Source organism: Streptomyces triticagri, assembly GCF_003429565.1.
GTDB lineage: Bacteria > Actinomycetota > Actinomycetes > Streptomycetales > Streptomycetaceae > Streptomyces > Streptomyces triticagri.
Genome location: NZ_QUAK01000084.1, coordinates 1 through 21,075 on the forward strand (window position 1 = coordinate 1; position 21,075 = coordinate 21,075).

Sequence of the window (21,075 nt, forward strand, 5' to 3'; positions counted from 1 at the left end):
CGGCGACACCGGCCGCGCCGGCGACCGCGGCCGAGCCGAGGGCCAGCGGGCCCGCCGCGGGGTGGGCGGCAGCGGTCTCGGGGGTCGGGTGTGCGGTGGCGGCTGTCGCGTGGGCGGCCGGGGTCGGCGACAGCAGGAGTACGGCGGCCGCGGTGACGGTCGCGGAGCCGACTGCGGCTATTCGGCGGCGGGGTCGGGATCCGGCTCTGTGCTTGGCTCGCATGTGTCCTGCCCTGGTGAGGAGAGGTGGCGCAGGCGTGCCGGGCACGGGGTGCCCGCGGTGTGCGCCCGGAGCTCCAGCGGACCTCCGGTCCTCGGGGCGGGCCAGTCGGGGCGTGCCGTTAGGGGCCGTTGGGAGTGCGGAAGGGTCCGTTCGGGCGGTCGCGGGGCGGCGGACCGTGGCGTACGGATACGGATACGGATACGGCTACGGGCGGCGCGGGCACGAGGGACGCTGGAGGCGCCGGCGTCAGGCCCCGAGCGGATTCTCCAGGTGGACCGTGGCGTCGCTGCGCGCCTTGGAGCGGGCGCGGCGGGCCGGGCCGCGCCAGCCGCAGCTGCAGCGGGCGGCGCAGAAGCGGCCCTGTTCGACGGTGGTGGCCCGGTGTTCGCCCGGCGCCGGCTCCTCGTCGGGGGTGGCCGGGTCGGGTGTCGGGCCCGGGTTCGCGTCCGGCTCGTGGGCTCCTTGCTGCGGCACCCGTCCACCGTACCGACCGGCCCTGTGCGCCCGGACCGCGGCCGGTGGCCGTACGACTTCACCGTGACGGGCGTCCGTACCGGTCGTTATGCGAAACGGCGAGGGGGCCAGGAAGGACCGGTCGGTGTTGGGGGTAGGGCAGGCGATGGTGCAGCAGCGCAGGAGCGGGCGCGGGGCGACCGCGGCCGTGGTGGCGAGCGGTGTGTCCGCCGCGCTGATCCTTGGCACCACGGGGTGTTCCGGGGACGGGGCGGCGGCCGACGACCAGCGCGCGGCCGATCCGGTGGACACGGTGCGTGCGGCGGCGGACCGCCTTGTGCGGGCGGGCAGTTCGAAGGCGCGTACGTCGATGGAGATGGCCTCGGGCGGTACCCGGGTCACGATCCGCGGCGAGGGGGCGTACGACTTCAAGCGGCGGCTCGGCCGACTCGAGGTGCTGCTGCCGCAGGACCCGGCGGGCGCGGACGAGCACCGGCCGATCACCGAACTCCTCGCGCCCGGCGCCCTGTACATGAAGAACCGCGGCGCGGGAGTGCCCGCGGACAAATGGGTGCGGATCGACACGACCACGCTCTCCGACGGCAATCTCGTCACCGGCGGCGCCACGGATCCGCTGGCGGCGGCCGAACTGCTGCGCGGGGCACGGCAGGTGACGTACGAGGGGACGGCCGAGCTCGCGGGTGCGCGCGTACGGCACTACCGCGGGACGGCGGAGATCGGGCGGGCCGCGCGGCTGGCTCCGGAGCCGGGGCAGCGGCCGCTGCGGGCGGCGGCGAAAGGGTTCGCCACGGAGGTCGTGCCGTTCGACGCGTATCTCGACGACGCGGGGCGGCTGCGGAAGGTCCGGCACCGGTTCAGCTTCGCGAACGGTGCGGGGGAGGCCGGCAGTAACGGTTCGGCCGGTTCCGCCGGGGCGTCCGGGCAGAAGGCGGTCGAGGTCGCCTCGACGACTCTGCTGTTCGACTTCGGGGTGGCGGTGCGGGCGCGGCTGCCGGAGTCCGGGGACATCTACGCAGGGAAGATCGCCGAGCAGTGACGCACGGACGGAGGGGCGCTGGGGGCGCATTCGGAGGGGCGCGAGAATAGCCCGTCTGTGCCATGCGCGGTGCGTGTGTCGCTGCCTACGCTAGGAAGTCGGGTCCGGATCGGAAGAGGTGATGCGCGTGGCTCCTATGCCGAGTAAGACACTGGTTCACGACCACGTCGCCCTCGACGAGATCGAGTTGTGCGGGGAGCTGATCATTGCGGCGTCCGCGGCGGCCGGCGAGCGGCTGAGCTTTGACCTGATCGATGAGGTTCTGCGGGTCGCTCCGCGGGGTGCTCCGCGGGGTGGTGGTGGCCAGGCGACGGCCTGGCGGCCTCGTCCTCAAGCGCCGGACGGGCTTTGATTTGTCCTCAAGCGCCGGACGGGCTTGATCAAAAGATGTCCTCAAACGCCGGACGGGCTGGAATCACGTCCGCATCATGCGGGCGATCGCCTTTGTGGCCTCCTCGACCTTCGTGTCGATTTCCTCGCCGCCCTTGACCGCCGCGTCGGCGACGCAGTGGCGGAGGTGTTCCTCGAGGAGTTGGAGGGCGAACGACTGCAGGGCCTTAGTGGAGGCGGAGACCTGCGTGAGTATGTCGATGCAGTAGACGTCCTCCTCGACGAGTCGCTGGAGTCCGCGGATCTGCCCCTCGATGCGGCGCAGTCGCTTCAGGTGCTCGGCCTTCTGCTTGTGGTACCCGTGCACCGCGTGCTCCGGCTCCTGCGCGGTGCCGGCCTCCGGCGCGGAGCTGCCTCCACCCACGGTGTCCGCCTCGGTGGTCGTCATCGCGTCCTCCTGCTGTCGGTCTCGGTGCTGCGGATCCCGGAGAATGCCTTGCGATGCAAGGGGCTTGATACCCCGGGTGGGTATATGGTACCGGATATTTCGGGTGCGTGGCGGGGCCCGTGAGCTGCGGCCGGTGGGATGGGCGACACTGGGGGACGGCCGGTTAGCCGTGGCCGGATGATGCGCCTAGCATCAGCCTGACCGAATCCAAAGCACCCCGAGGACCCCACGTGCGCTTTCGTCTGACCCCCAGGGAGACGAGCTTCTACGACATGTTTGCCGCCTCCGCGGACAACATCGTCACGGGCTCCAAGCTCCTGATGGAACTGCTCGGGGCTGACCCCTCCGCCCGGGCCGAGATCGCAGAGCGTATGCGGGCCGCGGAGCACGCGGGAGACGACGCCACGCATGCGATCTTCCACCAGCTGAACTCCTCGTTCATCACGCCGTTCGACCGCGAGGACATCTACAGCCTCGCGTCGTCCCTCGACGACATCATGGACTTCATGGAGGAGGCCGTCGACCTCGTCGTCCTCTACAACGTCGAGGAACTGCCCAAGGGCGTCGAGCAGCAGATCGAGGTCCTCTCCAGGGCCGCCGAGCTCACCGCCGAGGCCATGCCGCACCTGCGGACCATGGACAACCTCACGGAGTACTGGATCGAGGTGAACCGGCTCGAGAACCAGGCCGACCAGATCCACCGCAAGCTCCTCGCGCACCTCTTCAACGGTAAGTACGACGCCATCGAGGTGCTCAAGCTGAAGCAGATCGTCGATGTCCTGGAGGAGGCGGCCGACGCGTTCGAGCACGTCGCCAACACCGTGGAGACCATCGCGGTCAAGGAGTCCTGAACCTCGTGGACACCTTCGCACTCGTCGTGACGATCGGCGTCGCGCTCGGCTTCACGTACACCAACGGTTTCCACGACTCGGCGAACGCCATCGCCACCTCCGTCTCGACCCGGGCCCTCACGCCGCGCGCCGCGCTCGCGATGGCCGCGGTGATGAACCTCGCGGGTGCCTTCCTGGGCAGCGGGATCGCCAAGACGGTCAGTGAGGGGATCATCGAGACGCCGCACGGCGACAAGGGGATGTGGATCCTCTTCGCCGGTCTGGTCGGCGCGATCGTGTGGAACCTGATCACCTGGTACTTCGGGCTTCCGTCCTCGTCCTCGCACGCGCTGTTCGGCGGGCTCGTGGGGGCGGCGATCGCCGGGGGGATCGGGGTGATGTGGGGCGGGGTCGTCGAGAAGATCGTCATCCCGATGTTCGTGTCGCCCGTGGTGGGTCTGGTCGTCGGCTATCTGGTGATGGTCGCGATCATGTGGATGTTCCGGCGGTCCAATCCGCACAAGGCCAAGCGCGGTTTCCGTATCGCGCAGACGGTCTCGGCGGCGGGTATGGCGCTCGGGCACGGTCTGCAGGATGCGCAGAAGACCATGGGCATCGTGGTGATGGCTCTGGTCATCGCCGATGTGGAGGACGCGGGCGACCCGATTCCGGTCTGGGTGAAGCTGTCCTGCGCGATCATGCTGTCGCTCGGTACGTACGCCGGTGGGTGGCGGATCATGCGGACGCTGGGGCGGAAGATCATCGAGCTGGATCCGCCGCAGGGTTTCGCCGCCGAGACCACGGGGGCGGGGATCATGTTCACCACGGCCTTCATCTTTCACGCGCCGATCTCGACCACGCATGTGATCACCTCGGCGATCATGGGTGTGGGGGCGACGAAGGGCACTCGGGCCGTGCGGTGGGGTGTGGCGAAGAACATCATCCTCGGGTGGTTCATCACGATGCCGGCCGCTGCGCTTGTCGCTGGGTTGAGTTTTTGGATTGTGAACCTGGCGTTCCTGTAGGCGTATCTCGTTTTCCAGGCATCGGCCTGGCGGCCTCGTCCTCAAGCGCCGGACGGGCTGAGAGATGTCCTCAATCGCCGGACGGGCTGAGGTGTGCCGGACGGGCTTCATAAATGCCCGTCCGGCGATTGAGGACAGAGAGAGCCCGCCGTCCCCCCGGGAGAGGGGACGGCGGGCTCGTGCTGTGCGGTGGCACCGCCATGCAGCACCGCGCAGCAGCTCGCTCAGCCGAAGCGGCCCGAGATGTAGTCCTCCGTCGCCTGGACGGAGGGGTTCGAGAAGATGCGCTCGGTGTCGTCGATCTCGATGAGCTTGCCGGGCTGGCCGACCGCGGCCAGGTTGAAGAACGCCGTCCGGTCCGAGACCCGCGCCGCCTGCTGCATGTTGTGCGTCACGATGACGATCGTGAAGCGCTCCTTGAGGTCCCCGATGAGGTCCTCGATCGCCAGCGTCGAGATCGGGTCGAGCGCCGAGCAGGGCTCGTCCATGAGCAGCACCTGCGGCTCGACCGCGATCGCACGGGCGATGCACAGCCGCTGCTGCTGACCGCCGGAGAGGCCGGAGCCGGGCTTGTTCAGGCGGTCCTTGACCTCGTTCCAGAGGTTCGCGCCCTTCAGGGAGCGCTCGACGATGTCGCTGAGCTCGTTCTTCTTGTACTTGCCGTTGAGACGAAGGCCGGCCGCCACATTGTCGAAGATCGACATCGTGGGGAACGGGTTGGGGCGCTGGAAGACCATGCCGACCGTGGTCCGGACGTTCACCGGGTCCACGCCCGAGCCGTACAGGTCGTCGCCGTCCAGGAGCACCTTGCCCTCGACGCGGCCGCCGGGGGTGACCTCGTGCATGCGGTTGAGGGTGCGCAGGAACGTGGACTTGCCGCAGCCGGACGGGCCGATGAAGGCGGTCACGGAGCGGGGCTCCACGGTCATCGAGATGTCCTCGATGGCCTTGTGGGCGCTGTAGTAGGCGGTGAGGCCGGATACGTCGATTCGCTTGGCCATGGGGATCACTGCTTTCGGGGGTACGGGAGGGTCGCTGATGTGGCCGCGTCAGCGGCCCTGCTTGGGGGCCTTCCAGCGGGCGATGCCGCGGGCCGCCAGGTTGAGGATCATGATGAAGGCGATCAGGACGAGCGAGGCCGCCCACGCGCGGTCGTACGCCGCGGGGCTGCCGGCGCTGTTCGCGTACTGCTGGTAGATGTACAGCGGCAGCGAGGCCTGGGCGCCGTCGAACGGGTTCGTGTTGATCAGCGGGTTGCCCCAGACCAGGAGCAGCACGGGGGCCGTCTCGCCGGCGATACGGGCGACCGCGAGCATCACACCGGTGGTGATGCCGCCGATCGAGGTCGGCAGGACGACCTTCAGGATGGTGCGCCACTTCGGTACGCCGAGGGCGAGGGATGCCTCGCGCAGCTCGTTCGGTACGAGCTTGAGCATCTCCTCGGTGGAGCGGACCACGATCGGCATCATCAGGATCGCGAGCGCCATCGCACCGGCGAAGCCGGACGGGCCGAAGTCGAGGATCAGGATCCAGAAGCTCAGCACGAACAGACCGGCCACGATCGACGGGATGCCCGTCATGACGTCGACGAAGAACGTGACGGTCTTCGCGAGCCGGCCCCGTCCGTACTCCACCAGGTAGACCGCGGTGAGCAGGCCGATCGGCACGGCGATCAGGGTGGCGAGGGCGACCTGCTGCAGGGTGCCGAGGAGCGCGTGGTAGATGCCGCCGCCGGCCTCGGAGTCCGCGATGAGACCCATCGAGTGGCTGAGGAAGTAGCCGTCGAGGACCTTCACGCCGCGTGCGACGGTCTCGTAGATGAGTGAGGCCAGCGGGATCACGGCGATCAGCAGGCAGACCCAGACGAGGCTGGTCGCGATGCGGTCCTTGGCGTGCCGGGGGCCCTCGACCTTCGCCGACAGGGCGTAGGTGACGAGGACGAAGAGTGCGGCGGCGATCAGGCCCCACTGGATGCGGCTGTCGAGCCCGGCGGCGAGGCCGATGCCCGCGGCCGCGGCAGCGGAGCCGGCGACGACGAGCCAGGGCGTCCAGCGCGGCAGGCGCGCGGAGTTCAGCGGCCGGGTGGTGACTGCGTGGCTCATGCGTTGGCCCCCGAGTATTCCTTGCGGCGTTCGATGATCGCCCGGGCCAGGCCGTTGACGAGCAGGGTGATGACGAACAGGACGAGGCCGGAGGCGATCAGGGCGTCCCGGCCCTGCACGGAGGCCTCGCTGAACTTGCTGGCGATGTTCTGCGCGAAGGTGCCGCCGCCCGGGTCGAGCAGGCTGGCGTTGATGGTGAAGCTGGGCGAGAGGACCGTGGCGACGGCCATCGTCTCGCCGAGCGCGCGGCCGAGGCCCAGCATCGAGGCGGAGATGATGCCGGAGCGGCCGAACGGCAGCACCGACATCCTGATGACCTCCCAGCGGGTCGCGCCGAGCGCGAGCGCCGCCTCCTGGTGCATCTGCGGGGCCTGCCGGAAGACCTCGCGGGTCACGTTGGTGATGATCGGCAGGATCATGATCGCGAGCAGGATGCCGACGGTGAGCAGGGTGCGCGGGGCGCCGCCCTGCCACTCGAAGATGCCGGTCCAGCCGAGGTATTCGTCCAGCCAGCTGAAGAGCCCGGTCAGATGGGGTACGAGGAAGAGGGCGCCCCAGAGGCCGTAGACGATCGAGGGGACCGCGGCGAGCAGGTCGATGACGTACGCGATGGGGCCGCCGAGCTTGCGGGGCGCGTAGTGCGTGAGGAACAGCGCGATGCCGACCGCGATCGGGACCGCGAGCACCATGGCGATGATCGACGAGACGATGGTGCCGAAGGCGAGGACGGCGATGCCGAAGTTCGGCGGGATGGCGCTGGCGTCCCACTCGAAGGTGGTGAGGAAGTTGCCCTCGTTCTCGGTCAGGACCAGCGAGGCGCGGTACGTCAGGAACGCCGCGATCGCCGCCATGATCAGCAGGAGCAGGATGCCGGAGCCGCGGGACAGGCCGAGGAAGATCCGGTCTCCGGGGCGGGTCGCTCCGCGGGCCTCGGCCTTGGTGGGCGGCGGGGTGTCCTGGAGGGGAGGTGGCGGTGGGGCGGTGTCTATCTCTGAGTTCATGGGGTTCTCCGGTCTGCGGAGCGTTCGCGGCGGTCGGTGGTGACGCGGCGGCGCGGCTCCTGGCGGCGGTGCACCGGATGGTGCGGCCCGCCCCGACGGGACGGGCCGCACTCCTGGGTCAGCTCAGGCTCGCGATGGTCTCGCGGACCTTGGTGTTGATCTCGGCCGGGATCGGGGCGTAGCCCTGGTCGGCCAGGGTGTCCTGGCCCTCCTGGCTTGCGATGTAGGTGAGGAAGGACTTGGTGGCGGGCAGGGTCTCCGCCTTGTTGCCCTTCTCGCAGACGATCTCGTACGTGACGAGGGTGATCGGGTAGGCGCCCTCGGCCTTCGTCGCGTAGTTCAGTTCGAGCGCGAGGTCCTTGCCCTTGCCGACGACCTTCGCGTCGGCGATGGCCTTGGTGGCGTTCTCGACCGAGGCCTCGACCGGGTCGCCGGCGCCGGTGTCCAGGGCGACGGTGTTGATGCCGTCCTTGGCGTACGAGAGCTCCATGTACGAGATGGCGCCGGCGGTCTGCTTGACCTGCTGGGCGACACCGGAGGAGCCCTGTGCGGACTGTCCGCCCTTGGCCGCCCAGGCCTTGTCCGGCTCGTGCGACCAGGAGTCGGGGGCGGCGGCCTTCAGGTACTTGGTGAAGTTGTCCGTGGTGCCGGACTCGTCGGAGCGGTGGAACGCCTGGATCTTGGTGTCCGGGAGCTTGGCGTCGGGGTTGAGCTTCTCGATCGCCTTGTCGTTCCACTTCGAGATCTTGTTGTCGAAGATCTCGGCGAGGGTCTTGGCGTCCAGGACGAGGTCCTCCACGCCCGGGACGTTGTAGCCGACCGCGATGGGGCCGCCGACCATGGGCAGGTCGATGGCCTGGCTGTCCTTGCAGACCTTCTTCGACTCGGCGATCTCCTCGGGCTTGAGGGCCGAGTCGGAGCCGGCGAACGCGGTCTGGCCCTGCAGGAAGGCGGTGACGCCGGCGCCGGAGCCCTCCGGCTTGTAGTTGATCTGCACGTCCTTGCAGGCGGTCGAGTACGCCTTGACCCAGGTCTGGATGGCGTTGGCCTGGGCGGACGAGCCGTTCGCCAGAAGCTGGCCCTTGGCGTCGTCGCACTTGATGTTGGCGTTGGCCGCGGTCTCCTTGCCGCTGCCTTCGCCGCCACCGCTGGTGTCGTCCGAGCCGCACGCCGTGAGGGCCAGGGCGCCGGAGACCGCGAGAGCACCGAGGGTGAGGGCCCGCCGGTTCTTGCGCTGAAGCTTCACTTCGAGTGTTCCTTCCAGGAGCCGCGGATCGCGGCGGGGCTGCGGGTCGCGGCGGGGCCGCGAGGGGCGAAGTTTTATGTGTGGTGCGTGGCTCGGCCTTGTGGCTGCGCCACGCGCCCGGTGAGTCCGAAATTAGGCAGGACAGGTGACAGCGCCCCAGGGCGAGGGTGAACGGGGGGTGAACCTGCGCGGTCGGGGCGGTTCGCCCCGGAGCCCATCGACGGTTCAGCCCTTCGGGCTACCTCGGCCCGTCCGGCATCCTTCAGCCGGTCCGGCTACCTCAGCCTGTCGGGCTACCTCGGCCCGTCCGGCATCCTCAGCCTGTCGGGCTGCCTCAGCCTGTCGGGCTGCCTCAGCCTGTCGGGCTGCCTTGGCCCGTCCGGCATCCTCAGCCTGTCGGGCTACCTTGGCCCGTCCGGCATCCTTCAGCCGGTCCGGCGTTTGAGGACGAGGCCGTCCAGGCCAATCTCAGCCGGTCCGGCGATTGAGGACGAGGCCGTCCAGGCCAAGAAAAGAGCCCGTCCGGCGATTGAGGACGAGGCCGCCAGGCCGATGCCTGGGACCGGAACGGCCCTGAACGGGCCTTGTCCTCAAACGCCGGACCGGCTGAGAGATGCCCTGGACGGGCTGAAAGATGCCCTCAAACGCCGGGCGGGCTGGATGGTGCCGGGCGGGCTGGTGGNCGGCTGAGAGATGCCCTGGACGGGCTGAAAGATGCCCTCAAACGCCGGGCGGGCTGGATGGTGCCGGGCGGGCTGGTGGTGCCGGACGGGCTGAGGTGGTCCGACAGGCTGAGGTTGCCGGACGGGCTGAGGTTGCCGGACGGGCTGAGGTAGCCGGGACAGGCTGAGGATGCCGGACAGGCTGAGGTGGTCCGACAGGCTGAGGTTGCCGGACGGGCCGAGGTAGCCGGACCGGCCGAGGTAGCCCGACAGGCTGAGGATGCCGGACGGGCCGAGGTGGTCGGGTGGGGTGGAAGGAGTCGGGTCGGCCCGCTTGGTCATATCGCCTGGAGCGCCGCAGGCAGTAGTGCGCGGTCGCGGTGGTGGGTGAGGAGGTGGGCCGCCTCCTCGGGGGAGGCCCAGACGAGGTGGTCCACCTCGGAGTTGGGGGAGAAGCGCCCGGACGTCGCCTCGGCGACCCAGTAGCGGACCGTCTTGGGACGGTCCTGCGCATCGCGGTAGCGCGTCGTGGGGAGCGCGGCGCCCAGGACGCAGGACATCCCCGTCTCCTCGAGGACCTCACGCCGCGCCCCCGCCTCCGCGCTCTCACCGCGCTTCAGCTTCCCCTTGGGGAAGGACCAGTCGGACCACTTCGGCCGGTGCACCAGGGCCAGTTCGACGCCCTCGCCCGAGGGCGCCCGGCGCCACAGGACACAGCCCGCCGCCCTGACCGGCCGTTCTTCGTGCACCGTCCGATCCGTCATGGGCTCGGCACTCCTCCCGTGCGCAGCGCGCCGGAGGCCTCCGGCGTGAGATGCCAGGCGCCCTGGAAGGCGAAGCGGGCCGCCTCCACCTCGTGCCGCTGATCGGCGTGCAGCACGCCGAGCGCGTAGGCCGTGGCGGGCGAGATGCGCGGCGTACGGGCCGCCGCGGCCGCCGCGGAGGCCGCCTGGGCCGCGTCCCGGTGCCGGTCGAGGGCCTCGGCCGCGCCGAGCAGATGGACCGGCCCGCCGCCCGTCGCCGCGGTGACCTCGGCCGCGTACCGGTGCAGCCGGAGCAGCAGCCGCACCTGGTGCCAGGGCGCGTCCTGGCTGTCCGGCGCGGTGTCGGCGGCCAGCCCGTGCACCAGCGCCTCCGCGTTGTACGGGTGGCCCGCGCGTACCAGCGGGAGGGCGGTGACCGCCTCGTCGAGCCGGGCCGCGAGATCCGCGGCGAACGGTTCCAGCCGGTGCGCCGAGGCCTCCTTGCGCAGCGGCACCTCGCTGGCGAGTACGGCCACGGAGTCGGCGACGCCGTGGAAGCGGGACGAGCCGAGCGCGGAGAGCGCGGTCGAATGGGCCCGGGTCCGGGAGAGCGTCAGCTGTCGCTCCAGGAGCGCGCCGGCCTTCGCGGCACCGACGGTGAGCGTGGAGCGGCCCTGTGCGGGGGCGACCCGCTCGGCAGGTTTCGGGGCGGCGGCCGCGTCACTGCTTCCCGCACCTCCGTAACCACCCTGCCCGGGAAGGGCGGAGGCTCCCGAGAGCCGCTGCAGCGCGGCGAGCAGCCGCTCCTGCCGTGCCGCGTACCCGTGCTCGCGGGCCAACGTGCCGGACAGCCAGGCCAGTTCGGTGCGCAGACCGTCCGACCAGCTCGCGTCGAGGAGCGGCCGGAAGGTGTGCAGAGTGCCGCTGATCCGGCGGGCCGCGCGGCGCAGCGCGAGGGCCGGTGCCTCGGTGTCCTCGGTGCCGCGTTCGCGGTGCTGGCGCAGCGCGCGGAGGAATTCCGTGGCCTGTTCCCGCAGGTAGCGGGCGAGCGCGTCGTCCGCGGTCGGGTCTGTGCGGTCAGGGTGTCGCTGAGCCACGCCGGCGCCTCCGGGCGTCTATGAGCATCTCCTGTACGTTGCGCAGCGGCTTGCCGTCGGCGTCGACGGCGTGCCGGGTCCAGTCGCCGTCGGGGCCGAGGTGCCAGGACGCCGTGGTGTCCGACATGCCGGTCTCCAGGAGCCGGTTGAGGGCGGCCCGGTGCGCGGGGTCCTTGACGCGGGCGAGTGCCTCGATGCGCCGGTCGAGGTTGCGGTGCATCATGTCGGCGCTGCCGATCCACACCTCGGGCTCGCCGCCGTTGCCGAAGGCGAAGACCCGGGAGTGCTCGAGGAAGCGGCCGAGCACGGACCTGACCCGGATGTTCTCGGAGAGTCCCGCGACTCCCGGCCGTACCGCGCAGATCCCGCGCACCCAGATGTCGACCGGCACTCCGGCCATCGACGCGCGGTAGAGGGCGTCGATGATCGCCTCGTCGACCATCGAGTTGACCTTGATGCGTACGTAGGCGGGCCGGCCGGCGCGGTGGTGCTGGACCTCTTTGTCGATCCGGGTGATCAGGCCGTCCCGCAGGGACTTGGGGGCGACCAGGAGGCGGCGGTAGTTCTCCCGGCGCGAGTAGCCGGAGAGCCGGTTGAACAGGTCCGAGAGGTCGGCGCCGACCTGCGGGTCGGTGGTGAGGAGGCCGAGGTCCTCGTAGAGGCGGGCCGTCTTCGGGTGGTAGTTGCCGGTGCCGACGTGCGAGTAGCGGCGCAGCGTGTCGCCCTCCTGGCGGACCACGAGGGACAGCTTGCAGTGGGTCTTGAGCCCGACGAGCCCGTACACCACATGGCAGCCGGCCTCCTCGAGTTTCCGCGCCCACTTGATGTTCGCCTGCTCGTCGAAGCGGGCCTTGAGCTCGACCAGGACGAGGACCTGCTTGCCGGACTCGGCGGCGTCTATCAGCGCGTCCACGATGGGCGAGTCGCCCGAAGTCCGGTACAGGGTCTGCTTGATGGCCAGTACGTCCGGGTCGGCGGCGGCCTGCTCCAGGAAGGCCTGTACGGAGGTGGAGAAGCTGTCGTACGGGTGGTGCAGCAGGACGTCACGCTCGCGCAGCGCGGCGAAGATGTCGGGTGCGGACGCGGACTCCACCTCGGCGAGGTCGCGGTGCGTGCCGGCGATGAACTTCGGGTACTTGAGCTCGGGCCGGTCCAGACCGCCGATGCCGAAGAGGCCGGTCAGGTCGAGCGGGCCGGGCAGCGGGTACACCTCTGCCTCGGAGATCTTCAGCTCGCGGATCAGCAGATCGAGCACGTACTGGTCGATGGACTCCTCGACCTCGAGGCGCACCGGCGGCCCGAAGCGGCGCCGCATCAGCTCCTTCTCCAGGGCCTGCAGGAGGTTCTCGGCGTCGTCCTCCTCGACCTCCAGGTCCTCGTTCCTGGTGACCCGGAACATGTGGTGCGCGAGCACCTCCATACCGGGGAACAGCTCCTCGAGGTGCGCCGGCGCCGCGATGACGTCCTCGATGGGGACGTAGCGGCCGGGCGAGGCCTCCAGGAAGCGGTTCAGGAGCGGCGGGACCTTGACGCGGGCGAAGTGCTGGTGACCGCTGACCGGATTGCGCACGACCACGGCCAGGTTCAGGGAGAGGCCCGAGATGTACGGGAAGGGGTGCGCGGGGTCGACGGCCAGCGGGGTCAGGACGGGGAAGATGCGCTGCCGGAACAGGGTGAAGAGGCGGGCCTGCTCCTTCTCGCTCAGGTCGTGCCAGCGGACCACGTGCACGCCCTCGTCGGCGAGCGCGGGCGCGACGTCCTCCTGGAAGCAGGCGGCGTGCCGGGCCATGAGCTCGCGGGTGCGGGTCCAGATCAGGTCGAGGACCTCGCGGGGCTGCAGGCCGGAGGCCGATCGGGTGGCGACGCCGGTCGCGATGCGGCGCTTGAGGCCGGCGACGCGGACCATGAAGAACTCGTCCAGATTGCTCGCGAAGATCGCCAGGAAGTTGGCGCGCTCCAGGAGCGGGGTGTTCGGGTCCTCGGCGAGTTCGAGCACCCGCTCGTTGAACGCCAGCCAGCTGCGCTCGCGGTCCAGGAAGCGGCCCTGCGGGAGCTCGGCGGCGCCCTCGGCGTACTCGTCGCTCTCCTCGTAGCTGTCCGGGTCGGAGTCGAGGTCCGGGTCCAGGTCGGGCACGGCGGCCGCGACGGTGTGCGGGCGGTGCGCGGCGATGGAGCCGACGGAGGGCTGCGGGCTGCCCGGTGTGCCGGTCGCCTGGGCGGGCGGGCGATCGGCCGGGGCGGAGGTGTCCTGGACGCGGCCCTCTGCGGGGGCGGCGTCCGGGGCCGTGGACTGCGGGGCGTGACCACCTGAGGAGCGCTGCATGGGCCCATTGTTCCGCGCTTGCCCCTGCGGCGGCGCGGCGAGCAGCCGCGGTGCGCTTCCGCGGGGGTGGGGGTCGGGCGCGGTCTCGTGCATGGGCCCGAGGGTGACAAGGGGATCTGAATCGATGGTTACGGGGACATGTCTTGTGGGTGGGGCGACTCAAGCCCGCCCTGGGGGTCCCCCCGGACGGAGTCTGGGGGAGATCGAGGGCATCTTCGGGTCTCAGGATTCCGTGCGGTACATCCTCAGGATTCCGTGCGGTACATCCTCAGGATTCCGTGCGGTACATGAGGTCTGTCTCATGGACGCGGAAGCCGAGGCGTTCGTACACGGCCACCGCCGCCTTGTTGTCCGCGTCGACGTACAGCATCGCCGTGGGGATGCCCCGGCCCGCGAGGTGCCGCAGGCCCACCGAGGTGAGTGCCTTGCCGAGGCCGCCGCCCTGTGCGCCCGGCCGTACGCCGACGACGTACACCTCGCCGAGCCGGAGGTCCGGGTCCTGGCCGGGGCTCTCGTGGACCTTCGTCCAGTGGAAGCCGAGGAGTTCGCCGTCGCGCTCGGCGAGGAAGAAGCCGGCCGGGTCGAACCAGGGCTCGGCCTTCCGGTCGTCGAGGTCCCGCTGGGTCAGGGAGCCCTGCTCGGGGTGGTGCGCGAACGCCGCCGCGTTCACCGCGAGCCACGCCGCGTCGTCCTCGCCGGGTACGAACGTACGGATCGTGACGCCCTCGGGGAGCACGGGCTCGCCCGCGAGATCGGCGGCGTCGGGGCTCAACGGGCGCCGCATCTGCCGCAGTTCGCGGAAGAGGGTGAGGCCGAGGACCTGGGCGAGGTGCCGTGCCGCGGCGTGCCCGCCGTGCGCCCAGATCCGCAGGCGCTTGCCGGAGGCGGCGAGCAGGGCGTTGCCGAGTGCGCGGCCGTGGCCGTGGCCGCGGTGGCTGGGGTCCACGACCAGTTCGCTCGCCGGGGCCTCGACCGGGTCGGTGTCCTCCAGCTGTGCGTAGCCGACGAGTTCGCCGTCCACGTCGAGCAGCAGGTGCTGTACGCCGTCGCGGGGGCCGCCGCGGAGTTGGAGCCGGCCCTGCTCGGAGACGGCCGGCTGGCCGTCGGTGCGGGTCGCCTTGTCGATCAGGCGGAGGACGGCTTCTGCCTGGTCGGGGGTGAGGGAGTGGGCGGTCCGGATCTCGCGGGAGGGCGGGGGCGGGGCGGCGTCAGTCATGCGTCTGAGCGTAGCCCTCGGGCCGGGGGGTTCGGGGGTTCGGTCTCCAGCCCCGGCGCTGGGGCGCCTTGTCCTCAATCGCCGGACGGGCTCTTCTTTCGCCCTGGCGGGCTCGTCCTCAAACGCCGGACGGGCTGAAAGATGTCCTCAATCGCCGGACGGGCTGGAGGAAGTGCCGGACGGCCTGGGGGAAGTGCCCGCCCGGGCTGAAAGATGTCCCGCCCGGGGCTGGAGACGCTCTGTCGCGACACCCGTTCTTAACCCGCAAAAGTCTTTTGTGCTACGCGCGTTGACCATAGGCTGCCGCCCGACACGCCCCCGGCCGTGGGGGAACGGGAAGAGGGGAACTGATGTCTGCGACACCACAACGGCGCCGTGTCGGGCGCCGGTTGATCGCCGGCGTTGCGGCGGTCGCCGCGGCCACCGGGGTGATGACGGCGGCCGTGCCGGCCGGGGCCGACAGCGGGGCGCGCCAGGCAGGACACGGACACGGCAAGCACGGCCGTACCGTCGACGTGCAGTTGCTGTCCTTCAACGACCTGCACGGGAACCTGGAGCCGCCGGACGGATCCTCGGGCCAGGTCACCGAGGAGCGGCCGGACGGCACCACCACGCAGGTCGACGCGGGCGGCGCCGAGTATCTGGCCTCTTCGCTGCGCTCGGCCCGCAAGGGCGAGAAGTACAGCGTGACCGCCGCGGCCGGCGACATGATCGGTGCCTCGCCGCTGCTCTCCGGCCTCTTCCACGACGAGCCGACGATCGAGGCGCTGAACAAGCTGGACCTCGATGTCACCGGCGTCGGCAACCACGAGTTCGACGAGGGCCGTGCCGAGCTGGAGCGGATGCAGAAGGGCGGCTGTCACCCCGAGGACGGCTGCTTCGAGAAGGACGAGAAGGGCCGGGACAAGACCTTCGAGGGCGCCGACTTCCCGTATCTCGCGGCGAATGTGACGGACGAGAAGACCGGCAAGCCGATCCTGAAGCCGTACACGGTGTGGAAGCACAAGGGCGTCAAGATCGGCTTCATCGGTGTGACCCTGGAGGGCACCCCGGACATCGTGTCCGCGGAGGGCGTGAAGGGCCTGGAGTTCCACGACGAGATCGAGACCGTCGACAAGTACGCCGAGGAGCTGGACCGCAAGGGCGTCAAGTCGATCGTCGCGCTGATCCACGAGGGCGGCGCCCCGGCCTCTCCGTCGTACAACTACGACTGCGACAGCCCTGGTCCCGGCGACGGCATCTCCGGGCCGATCACGGACATCGCCAAGGGCATCACGCCGAAGGTCGACGCTCTGGTCACCGGGCACACCCATGAGGCGTACGCGTGCACCGTGCCGGACCCGAAGGGCCAGCCGCGCACGGTGACGTCCGCTTCGTCGTTCGGCAAGCTCTACACCGACACGACCCTGACGTACGACCGGAAGACGAAGGACATCGTGCGGACGAGCGTGAAGTCCGCGAACCACGTGGTGAGCCGGGAGCAGGAGAAGGCCCCGGACATCACGGCGCTGATCGAGCGCTGGAACGAGCTGGCCGCGCCGATCGCGAACGAGGCCGTGGGGCACATTGCGGGCGACATCCCGGGCCGTGGCGCGACGACGCCGGAGTCCCCGCTCGGCGACCTGATCGCGGACGCGCAGCTGGAGCACGCCAAGTCGCTCGACGAGAAGGCCGAGTTGGCCCTGATGAATCCGGGCGGTATCCGCGCCGACCTGGTGCACAAGGCGAGCGGCAGTGAGGGCGACGGGGTGGTGACATACGGCGAGGCGTTCACCGTGCAGCCCTTCAGCAATACGGTCAATCTGGTCGATCTGACCGGTGAGCAGCTGGTCACCGCGCTGCAGCAGCAGGTCAGCGGGCCGAACGAGGAGTCGCCGAAGATCCTTCAGGTGTCCGACGGTCTGACGTACACGCTCGACTTGACGAAGTCGGGCGCGGACCGGGTGGTCGCCGACTCCATCGAGCTGAACGGGGAGGCGATCGACCCGGCGAAGACCTACCGGGTCGCGATGAACTCGTTCCTGGCTGGTGGCGGCGACGGCTTCGAGGCACTCGGCGAGGGCGCGAACCCGCTGGTCGGCGGGGACGACCTGCAGGCCCTGAACGACTATCTGAAGGCGAACTCGTCCGCGGACCAGCCGATCGACCCGCCGAAGGCGGACCGGATCACGGTCGTCGACTGACGCCGGGCCGGTCGGCCGATGCCGGTCGGCAGGCAAGCGGAGTGAGCGAGTTCACTTTTCTCGCGTGTGCTCGATGTGCGAGTGCGAACCCGGTGCCCTCGAAGGGTGCCGGGTTCGCGCGTTGTCGGCGGTGCTTGTGCAGCTGGGCGTGGTGGTCCAGACCGGTCGGGCGGGTGCGGTGCGGGTGACGTGCGGGTGAAGAAAGTCCCTGTCATCGGCTCCGTTCGTGAAGACGAAGTGAGCATCTTTTACTTGCAGTTGACGAAAGAGGTTGCGAAAAGGGGTCGTGCGCATGTTCCGATGTGCCGATGCGAACCACCCCCCACCGCATACCCGTTCAACCACCCTCCGACCTGCAGGAAACGGACGCTCCGCCGCACGGTTCCGCTGTGCACACGCCACCCCACGGCAACCCGTACGACGAGCTGGCCACCCTCGCCGGCAATCCGCTCGACGAGTTCCTCCGCGAGGAGGACCCGGACGAGGAACAGCCCTGGCAGCCGCCCAACCACCGCCGCGGCAGCCGGCGCCGCAACCGCTTCGCCGGACTGCCGCTCGCGGCGAAGGCCGTGGTCGCGCTCGTGGTGCTCGCCGCGTTCCTCACCCTCGGCGACCGCTGGGCGCTGCTGTACGCGGAGCACGAGGCCGCGGACAAGCTCAAGGACTCGATGAAGCTGAGCGCAGCGCCGGAGGTGGAGATCGAGGGCTTCCCCTTCCTGACCCAGGCCTTCGACGACCGGCTCGACCGGGTCCGCGTCACCGTGCCGGACGTCGCCGCCGACCGCGTCTCGCTCGCCCAGGTCACCGCGGTGGCCGAGGATGTACGGGTACGGGGCGGGCTCACCGACTTCAAGGGCGCCGACATCGCCACCATGGACGGCGAGGTGCTGCTCTCCTTCGAGGACCTGAACCGCGAACTGGGCGCCTCGCAGGTCACTTTCACCGGTCACGGACGGGACCGGGTCCTCGCGCGCGGCACGCTGCCGGTGGCGGGACACGATCTGAAGGTCGCGGCGGACGCCCGCATCCGGCGCGAGGGCGACCAGGGAATCTCCACCAGCATCGGCGGGATGCGCCTGGACATCGGCGATCTCGCCACTTACCGGCCGGGGACCGGGAAGGGCGAGGGTCTGCATCTGAGCCGGAAGTCGGTGCGTGACATCCGGCAGCGGACGGACCAGGTCAAGGCCCTGTTCGCGATCCCGGAGATCGTCTCGCGGCTCGGTGTGCCGGACTCCGTCGTACGGGAGGCGCTGCGCAGCGAGCGGAAGATGGCCGAACTGACCGGCTCGCCGGAGTTCGTCCGCTCCCTGATGAAGGTCAATCTGATCGATGTGGCCCTGGAGCACCCCAAGCTCCTCAAACGGCTCGGCTTCGACCCGGCCCTGCTCAAGGGCCTCTCCGAACTGACCCGCCCCCGCCTGGCCGACCAACTCTCCCTCGGCTTCCGCCTCCCGGAGGCCCCGGGCGGCGGGAACGTCCGGCTGCAGGACGTACGGGTGGAGAAGGACGGGATCAAGGTCCGGATCGAGGGGGCGGGGGTCACGTTCGGGACGTGAGGTCCCGGGCGGGGCTCGCGGTCGGGATCCTCGGGGTCGGAGTCCTCGTGGTCGGGATCGGTGTCGGCCCGTTCATCGCTGCGGGGTGAGTGCGAGCCGGTCGCCACGGAAGCCGGTGCGGATGCGGCGGTCGTGGCTGACCACGACGAGGGTGCCGGTGTAGTCCGCGAGGGCCGCCTCGATCTCCTCCATCAGGGCGGGGGAGACGTGGTTCGTCGGCTCGTCGAGGAGGAGCAGATCGACGGGGGTGCCGACCAGGCGGGCCAGTTCGAGCCGGCGCTGCTGGCCGACGGACAGCTCCCGCACCCGGGTGCGCAGGTCGTCGGCGCGGAACAGGCCCAGCGCGAGCAGCGCGTCCGCATGCTCGTCCGGCAGGCCCGGGAGCCCGTGGGCGTAGGCGTCGAGCACGGTGCGGCCGTCGGTGCCGGGTGGTGTGCTCTGCCGCAGGTGGCCGACCCGGGCGGGCCTGCGCACGGTGCCGCTCGCCGCCGTCAGCTCCCCGGCGAGGACCTGCAGCAGCGTCGACTTGCCGGCCCCGTTCGGCCCGGTGACCAGGAGCCGGCCGCCCGGCTCCAGGTGCAGGCTGTCGACGGCGAGTCGTCCCGGTACGCGTACGGAGTCGAGCTCGACGCCGAGCGGTTCGGTGCCGTCGGGGACCGGCTCCGTGGTGATCCGCCCGGTGAACCGCAGGGGTTCGGGTGGTGGTGGCACCGGGTGGTCCAGGAGGTGGCGCAGCTCCTGGTGGGCGTTGCGGATCCTGCTCATCGCGCCGTGGGTGCGGGAGCGTGCCCGGAAGGCGCCGGCCCCGCTGAAGCCGCGTGGTCCCTTGCGCGGGATGGCGTCGAGGCGTCCGGCGTTGGACTCGGCGAGCCGCTGCTGCCGACCGACCTCGCGCCGCCACTCCTCGTGCTCCTGCAACTGCCGTGCCCGCTGGGCGGACTTGGCGGTCAGATAGCCCGCGTAGCCGTTGCCGTACCGGTGGATGCTGCGGGTGTCCCGGTCGACCTCCAGGATCGTGCCGCTGATGCGGTCGAGGAAGGTGCGATCGTGCGAGACGGCGACCAAGGTGCCGCGGTGGGCCCGCAGCCGGCCCTCCAGCCAGTCGATCGCCTCGTCGTCGAGGTCGTTGGTCGGCTCGTCGAGCAGCAGGAGCTCCGGCGCGGAGGCCAGGGTCGCGGCGAGCGCGAGCCGGGAGATCTGCCCTCCGGAGAGGGTGTCGAGAGTGCGGTCGCGGTCGAGCGGCCGCCGCTCGCCGAGACGGCGCCAGGCGACCTCGACCCGCCGGTCGGCGTCGTGCCCGCCGCGTGCCTCGTAGTCGGTGATCAGCCGGTCGTACGCCTCGAAGCCGGCCGCGTCCGCGTGGGCGAGCGCGGCCTCGGCGGTACGGATCTGCCGCTCCAGGGCGCGAATCGGGGCGCGTGAGAGATCGACGGCGTCGCCGATCGTGGCCGTGCCGGGCAGGCCGAGGGTCTGGGTGAGGTGTCCGGTGCCGCCGGGGGCGACGACGGTGACGGTGCCGTTGTCGGGGTGCTCCTGTCCTGCGAGCAGGCGGAGGAGGGTCGACTTGCCCGAGCCGTTGTCCCCGATGACTCCGGCCTTCTCGCCGGGCCGGACGGTGCACGAGACCCGCTCGAGCACGATGCGCTCGCCGTATCGCTTGGTGACGTCCGAGAGCGCGAGCTGTGCGGCGGGGGTGGGTGTGGTGTCGGCGGCAGTGGTGGCGGACGGCTCGGTGACCGGGGCATGGAACAAGTGGCGGCTCCTCGGTGGGCGACAGGTGCGGGGCTTCGAGCGGACGCGTGTCCCCCCGGCCCTTAGTGAGACGAGACGTAGCGTCTCGCATCATCCTCACGATAGCGTGCACGTCCCGCCGACGCAAGACGCTACGTCTCGTCTGCCGTGATCCGGGTTTCCGGTTTCCGCCGCCCCGCGCTCAGGCGGCCCGGCGCCGCGCGAGGAGAATCCCGCCGAGTGTGCTCTCGGCGGAGGTGAGGGTCCTGGACGTCTCGACGGTGAAGCCGGCGCCGTCGAGCCAGGTGGCCATGCGGTCGGGCTGCCGGCGGTGGACGTGGATCCGCATCGGACGGCCGCCGTAGCCCTCGGACTTGAGTCGTGACCCGTCGCCGGCGTGGAAGCCGATCAGCAGCGGGGCGCCGGGGCGTAGTGCGCGGCGGAAGTGGCCGAGTACGAGGGGGATCTCCTCGTCCGGCACGTGGATCAGCGAGTACCAGGCGACGAGACCCGCCAACGAGCCGTCGCCGGCGACGGGTTCGGTCATCGAGCCGCACTCGAACCGCAGCCCGGGGTGCTCGCGCCGGGCCACCTCGACCATCCCGGGCGACAGATCGATCCCGTACGCGTCCACCCCGAGACCCTGCAGATGCGCGGCCACCCGCCCGGCACCACACCCGACATCCGCGACCGCGCCGCCGCCGAGGCTCCGCACGTGTTCGGCGAACACGGCCATCACGGCCCGCTCCTCGGGGGTGCGGTCAAGGAGGTCCCGGGTCTGCTCGGCGTAGCTCTCGGCGACGGTGTCGTACGAGGTGCGGGTGTCGTCCTGCCAGGTGTTCATCC

The 21,075-nt window shown here is 70.6% G+C and carries 18 protein-coding genes and 1 pseudogene; 6 read left to right on the forward strand and 13 right to left on the reverse strand.

All coding sequences use genetic code 11. The features are described from left to right. Together DY218_RS15625 and DY218_RS15630 are read right to left on the reverse strand one after the other, a co-directional pair. Positions 1-223: pseudogene (locus tag DY218_RS15625) on the reverse strand (hypothetical protein); the annotation flags it as partial. A gap of 246 nt (positions 224-469) precedes the next feature. Next, positions 470-697: a hypothetical protein gene (locus DY218_RS15630; RefSeq protein ID WP_128556642.1), complete on the reverse strand. Its 228-nt coding sequence runs from the start codon at positions 695-697 to the stop codon at positions 470-472. A 145-nt stretch (positions 698-842) separates the two neighbouring features. On the opposite strand from DY218_RS15630, the gene DY218_RS15635 reads away from it, so the two are divergent. Further along, on the forward strand, positions 843-1,733 hold the full coding sequence (locus DY218_RS15635) for a hypothetical protein (RefSeq protein ID WP_128556660.1): 891 nt from the start codon (positions 843-845) through the stop codon (positions 1,731-1,733). A gap of 121 nt (positions 1,734-1,854) precedes the next feature. Next, positions 1,855-2,085, forward strand: a complete 231-nt coding sequence (locus DY218_RS35155) for a hypothetical protein (protein WP_128556643.1) — start codon at positions 1,855-1,857, stop codon at positions 2,083-2,085. Between the two features lie 63 nt (positions 2,086-2,148). Here DY218_RS35155 and DY218_RS15645 read toward each other — a convergent pair whose 3' ends face one another. Beyond that, on the reverse strand, positions 2,149-2,511 hold the full coding sequence (locus tag DY218_RS15645) for a metal-sensitive transcriptional regulator (RefSeq protein ID WP_128556644.1): 363 nt from the start codon (positions 2,509-2,511) through the stop codon (positions 2,149-2,151). A gap of 230 nt (positions 2,512-2,741) precedes the next feature. Between DY218_RS15645 and DY218_RS15650 the strand changes: the two genes are divergently transcribed. Together DY218_RS15650 and DY218_RS15655 are read left to right on the forward strand one after the other, a co-directional pair. Continuing rightward, a complete protein-coding gene (locus DY218_RS15650; protein ID WP_128556645.1) occupies positions 2,742-3,362 on the forward strand; it encodes a DUF47 domain-containing protein in 621 nt (206 codons plus the stop codon). Between the two features lie 5 nt (positions 3,363-3,367). Continuing rightward, a complete protein-coding gene (locus DY218_RS15655; RefSeq protein WP_128556646.1) occupies positions 3,368-4,366 on the forward strand; it encodes an inorganic phosphate transporter in 999 nt (332 codons plus the stop codon). Between the two features lie 224 nt (positions 4,367-4,590). Here the strand turns inward: DY218_RS15655 and pstB are convergent, their stop codons facing one another. From pstB to mshD, 8 genes are all read right to left on the reverse strand, one after another. Next, a complete protein-coding gene (gene pstB / locus DY218_RS15660) occupies positions 4,591-5,367 on the reverse strand; it encodes a phosphate ABC transporter ATP-binding protein PstB (RefSeq protein ID WP_128556647.1) in 777 nt (258 codons plus the stop codon). Positions 5,368-5,415: 48 nt separating this feature from the next. Continuing rightward, positions 5,416-6,468, reverse strand: a complete 1,053-nt coding sequence (gene pstA / locus DY218_RS15665) for a phosphate ABC transporter permease PstA (protein ID WP_128556648.1) — start codon at positions 6,466-6,468, stop codon at positions 5,416-5,418. After that, positions 6,465-7,469, reverse strand: coding sequence for a phosphate ABC transporter permease subunit PstC (gene pstC, locus DY218_RS15670; protein WP_128556649.1), 1,005 nt, complete (start codon positions 7,467-7,469; stop codon positions 6,465-6,467). Before pstC ends, pstA begins: the two co-directional genes overlap by 4 nt. 118 nt (positions 7,470-7,587) lie before the next feature. Next, positions 7,588-8,715, reverse strand: coding sequence for a phosphate ABC transporter substrate-binding protein PstS (pstS, locus tag DY218_RS15675; protein ID WP_128556650.1), 1,128 nt, complete (start codon positions 8,713-8,715; stop codon positions 7,588-7,590). Between the two features lie 1,000 nt (positions 8,716-9,715). Continuing rightward, on the reverse strand, positions 9,716-10,141 hold the full coding sequence (locus DY218_RS15680; protein ID WP_128556651.1) for an NUDIX hydrolase: 426 nt from the start codon (positions 10,139-10,141) through the stop codon (positions 9,716-9,718). Beyond that, positions 10,138-11,217 carry a CHAD domain-containing protein gene (locus tag DY218_RS15685; RefSeq protein WP_128556652.1) on the reverse strand — a complete coding sequence of 360 codons (1,080 nt, stop codon included), beginning with the start codon at positions 11,215-11,217 and terminating at the stop codon, positions 10,138-10,140. Before DY218_RS15685 ends, DY218_RS15680 begins: the two co-directional genes overlap by 4 nt. Next, positions 11,198-13,540: an RNA degradosome polyphosphate kinase gene (locus tag DY218_RS15690; RefSeq protein WP_325052002.1), complete on the reverse strand. Its 2,343-nt coding sequence runs from the start codon at positions 13,538-13,540 to the stop codon at positions 11,198-11,200. The genes DY218_RS15685 and DY218_RS15690 overlap by 20 nt, the downstream gene beginning before the upstream one ends. Positions 13,541-13,808: 268 nt before the next feature. Continuing rightward, the gene (gene mshD / locus DY218_RS15695; RefSeq protein ID WP_128556653.1) at positions 13,809-14,756 is read right to left on the reverse strand and encodes a mycothiol synthase; all 948 of its coding nucleotides are present in this window, start codon (positions 14,754-14,756) and stop codon (positions 13,809-13,811) included. A 350-nt stretch (positions 14,757-15,106) separates the two neighbouring features. On the opposite strand from mshD, the gene DY218_RS15700 reads away from it, so the two are divergent. Further along, a complete protein-coding gene (locus tag DY218_RS15700; protein ID WP_128556654.1) occupies positions 15,107-16,939 on the forward strand; it encodes a bifunctional metallophosphatase/5'-nucleotidase in 1,833 nt (610 codons plus the stop codon). Between the two features lie 308 nt (positions 16,940-17,247). Further along, positions 17,248-18,498, forward strand: coding sequence for an LmeA family phospholipid-binding protein (locus DY218_RS15705; protein WP_128556655.1), 1,251 nt, complete (start codon positions 17,248-17,250; stop codon positions 18,496-18,498). Positions 18,499-18,570: 72 nt separating this feature from the next. Here DY218_RS15705 and abc-f read toward each other — a convergent pair whose 3' ends face one another. Both abc-f and DY218_RS15715 read right to left on the reverse strand, forming a co-directional pair. Beyond that, entirely contained in the window at positions 18,571-20,250 is a 1,680-nt protein-coding gene (gene abc-f, locus DY218_RS15710) for a ribosomal protection-like ABC-F family protein (RefSeq protein WP_128556656.1), read from the reverse strand. Between the two features lie 181 nt (positions 20,251-20,431). Then, positions 20,432-21,073 (reverse strand): class I SAM-dependent DNA methyltransferase, encoded by a 642-nt coding sequence (locus DY218_RS15715; RefSeq protein ID WP_128556657.1) that lies wholly within the window; start codon positions 21,071-21,073, stop codon positions 20,432-20,434. Between the last annotated feature and the right edge of the window lie 2 nt (positions 21,074-21,075).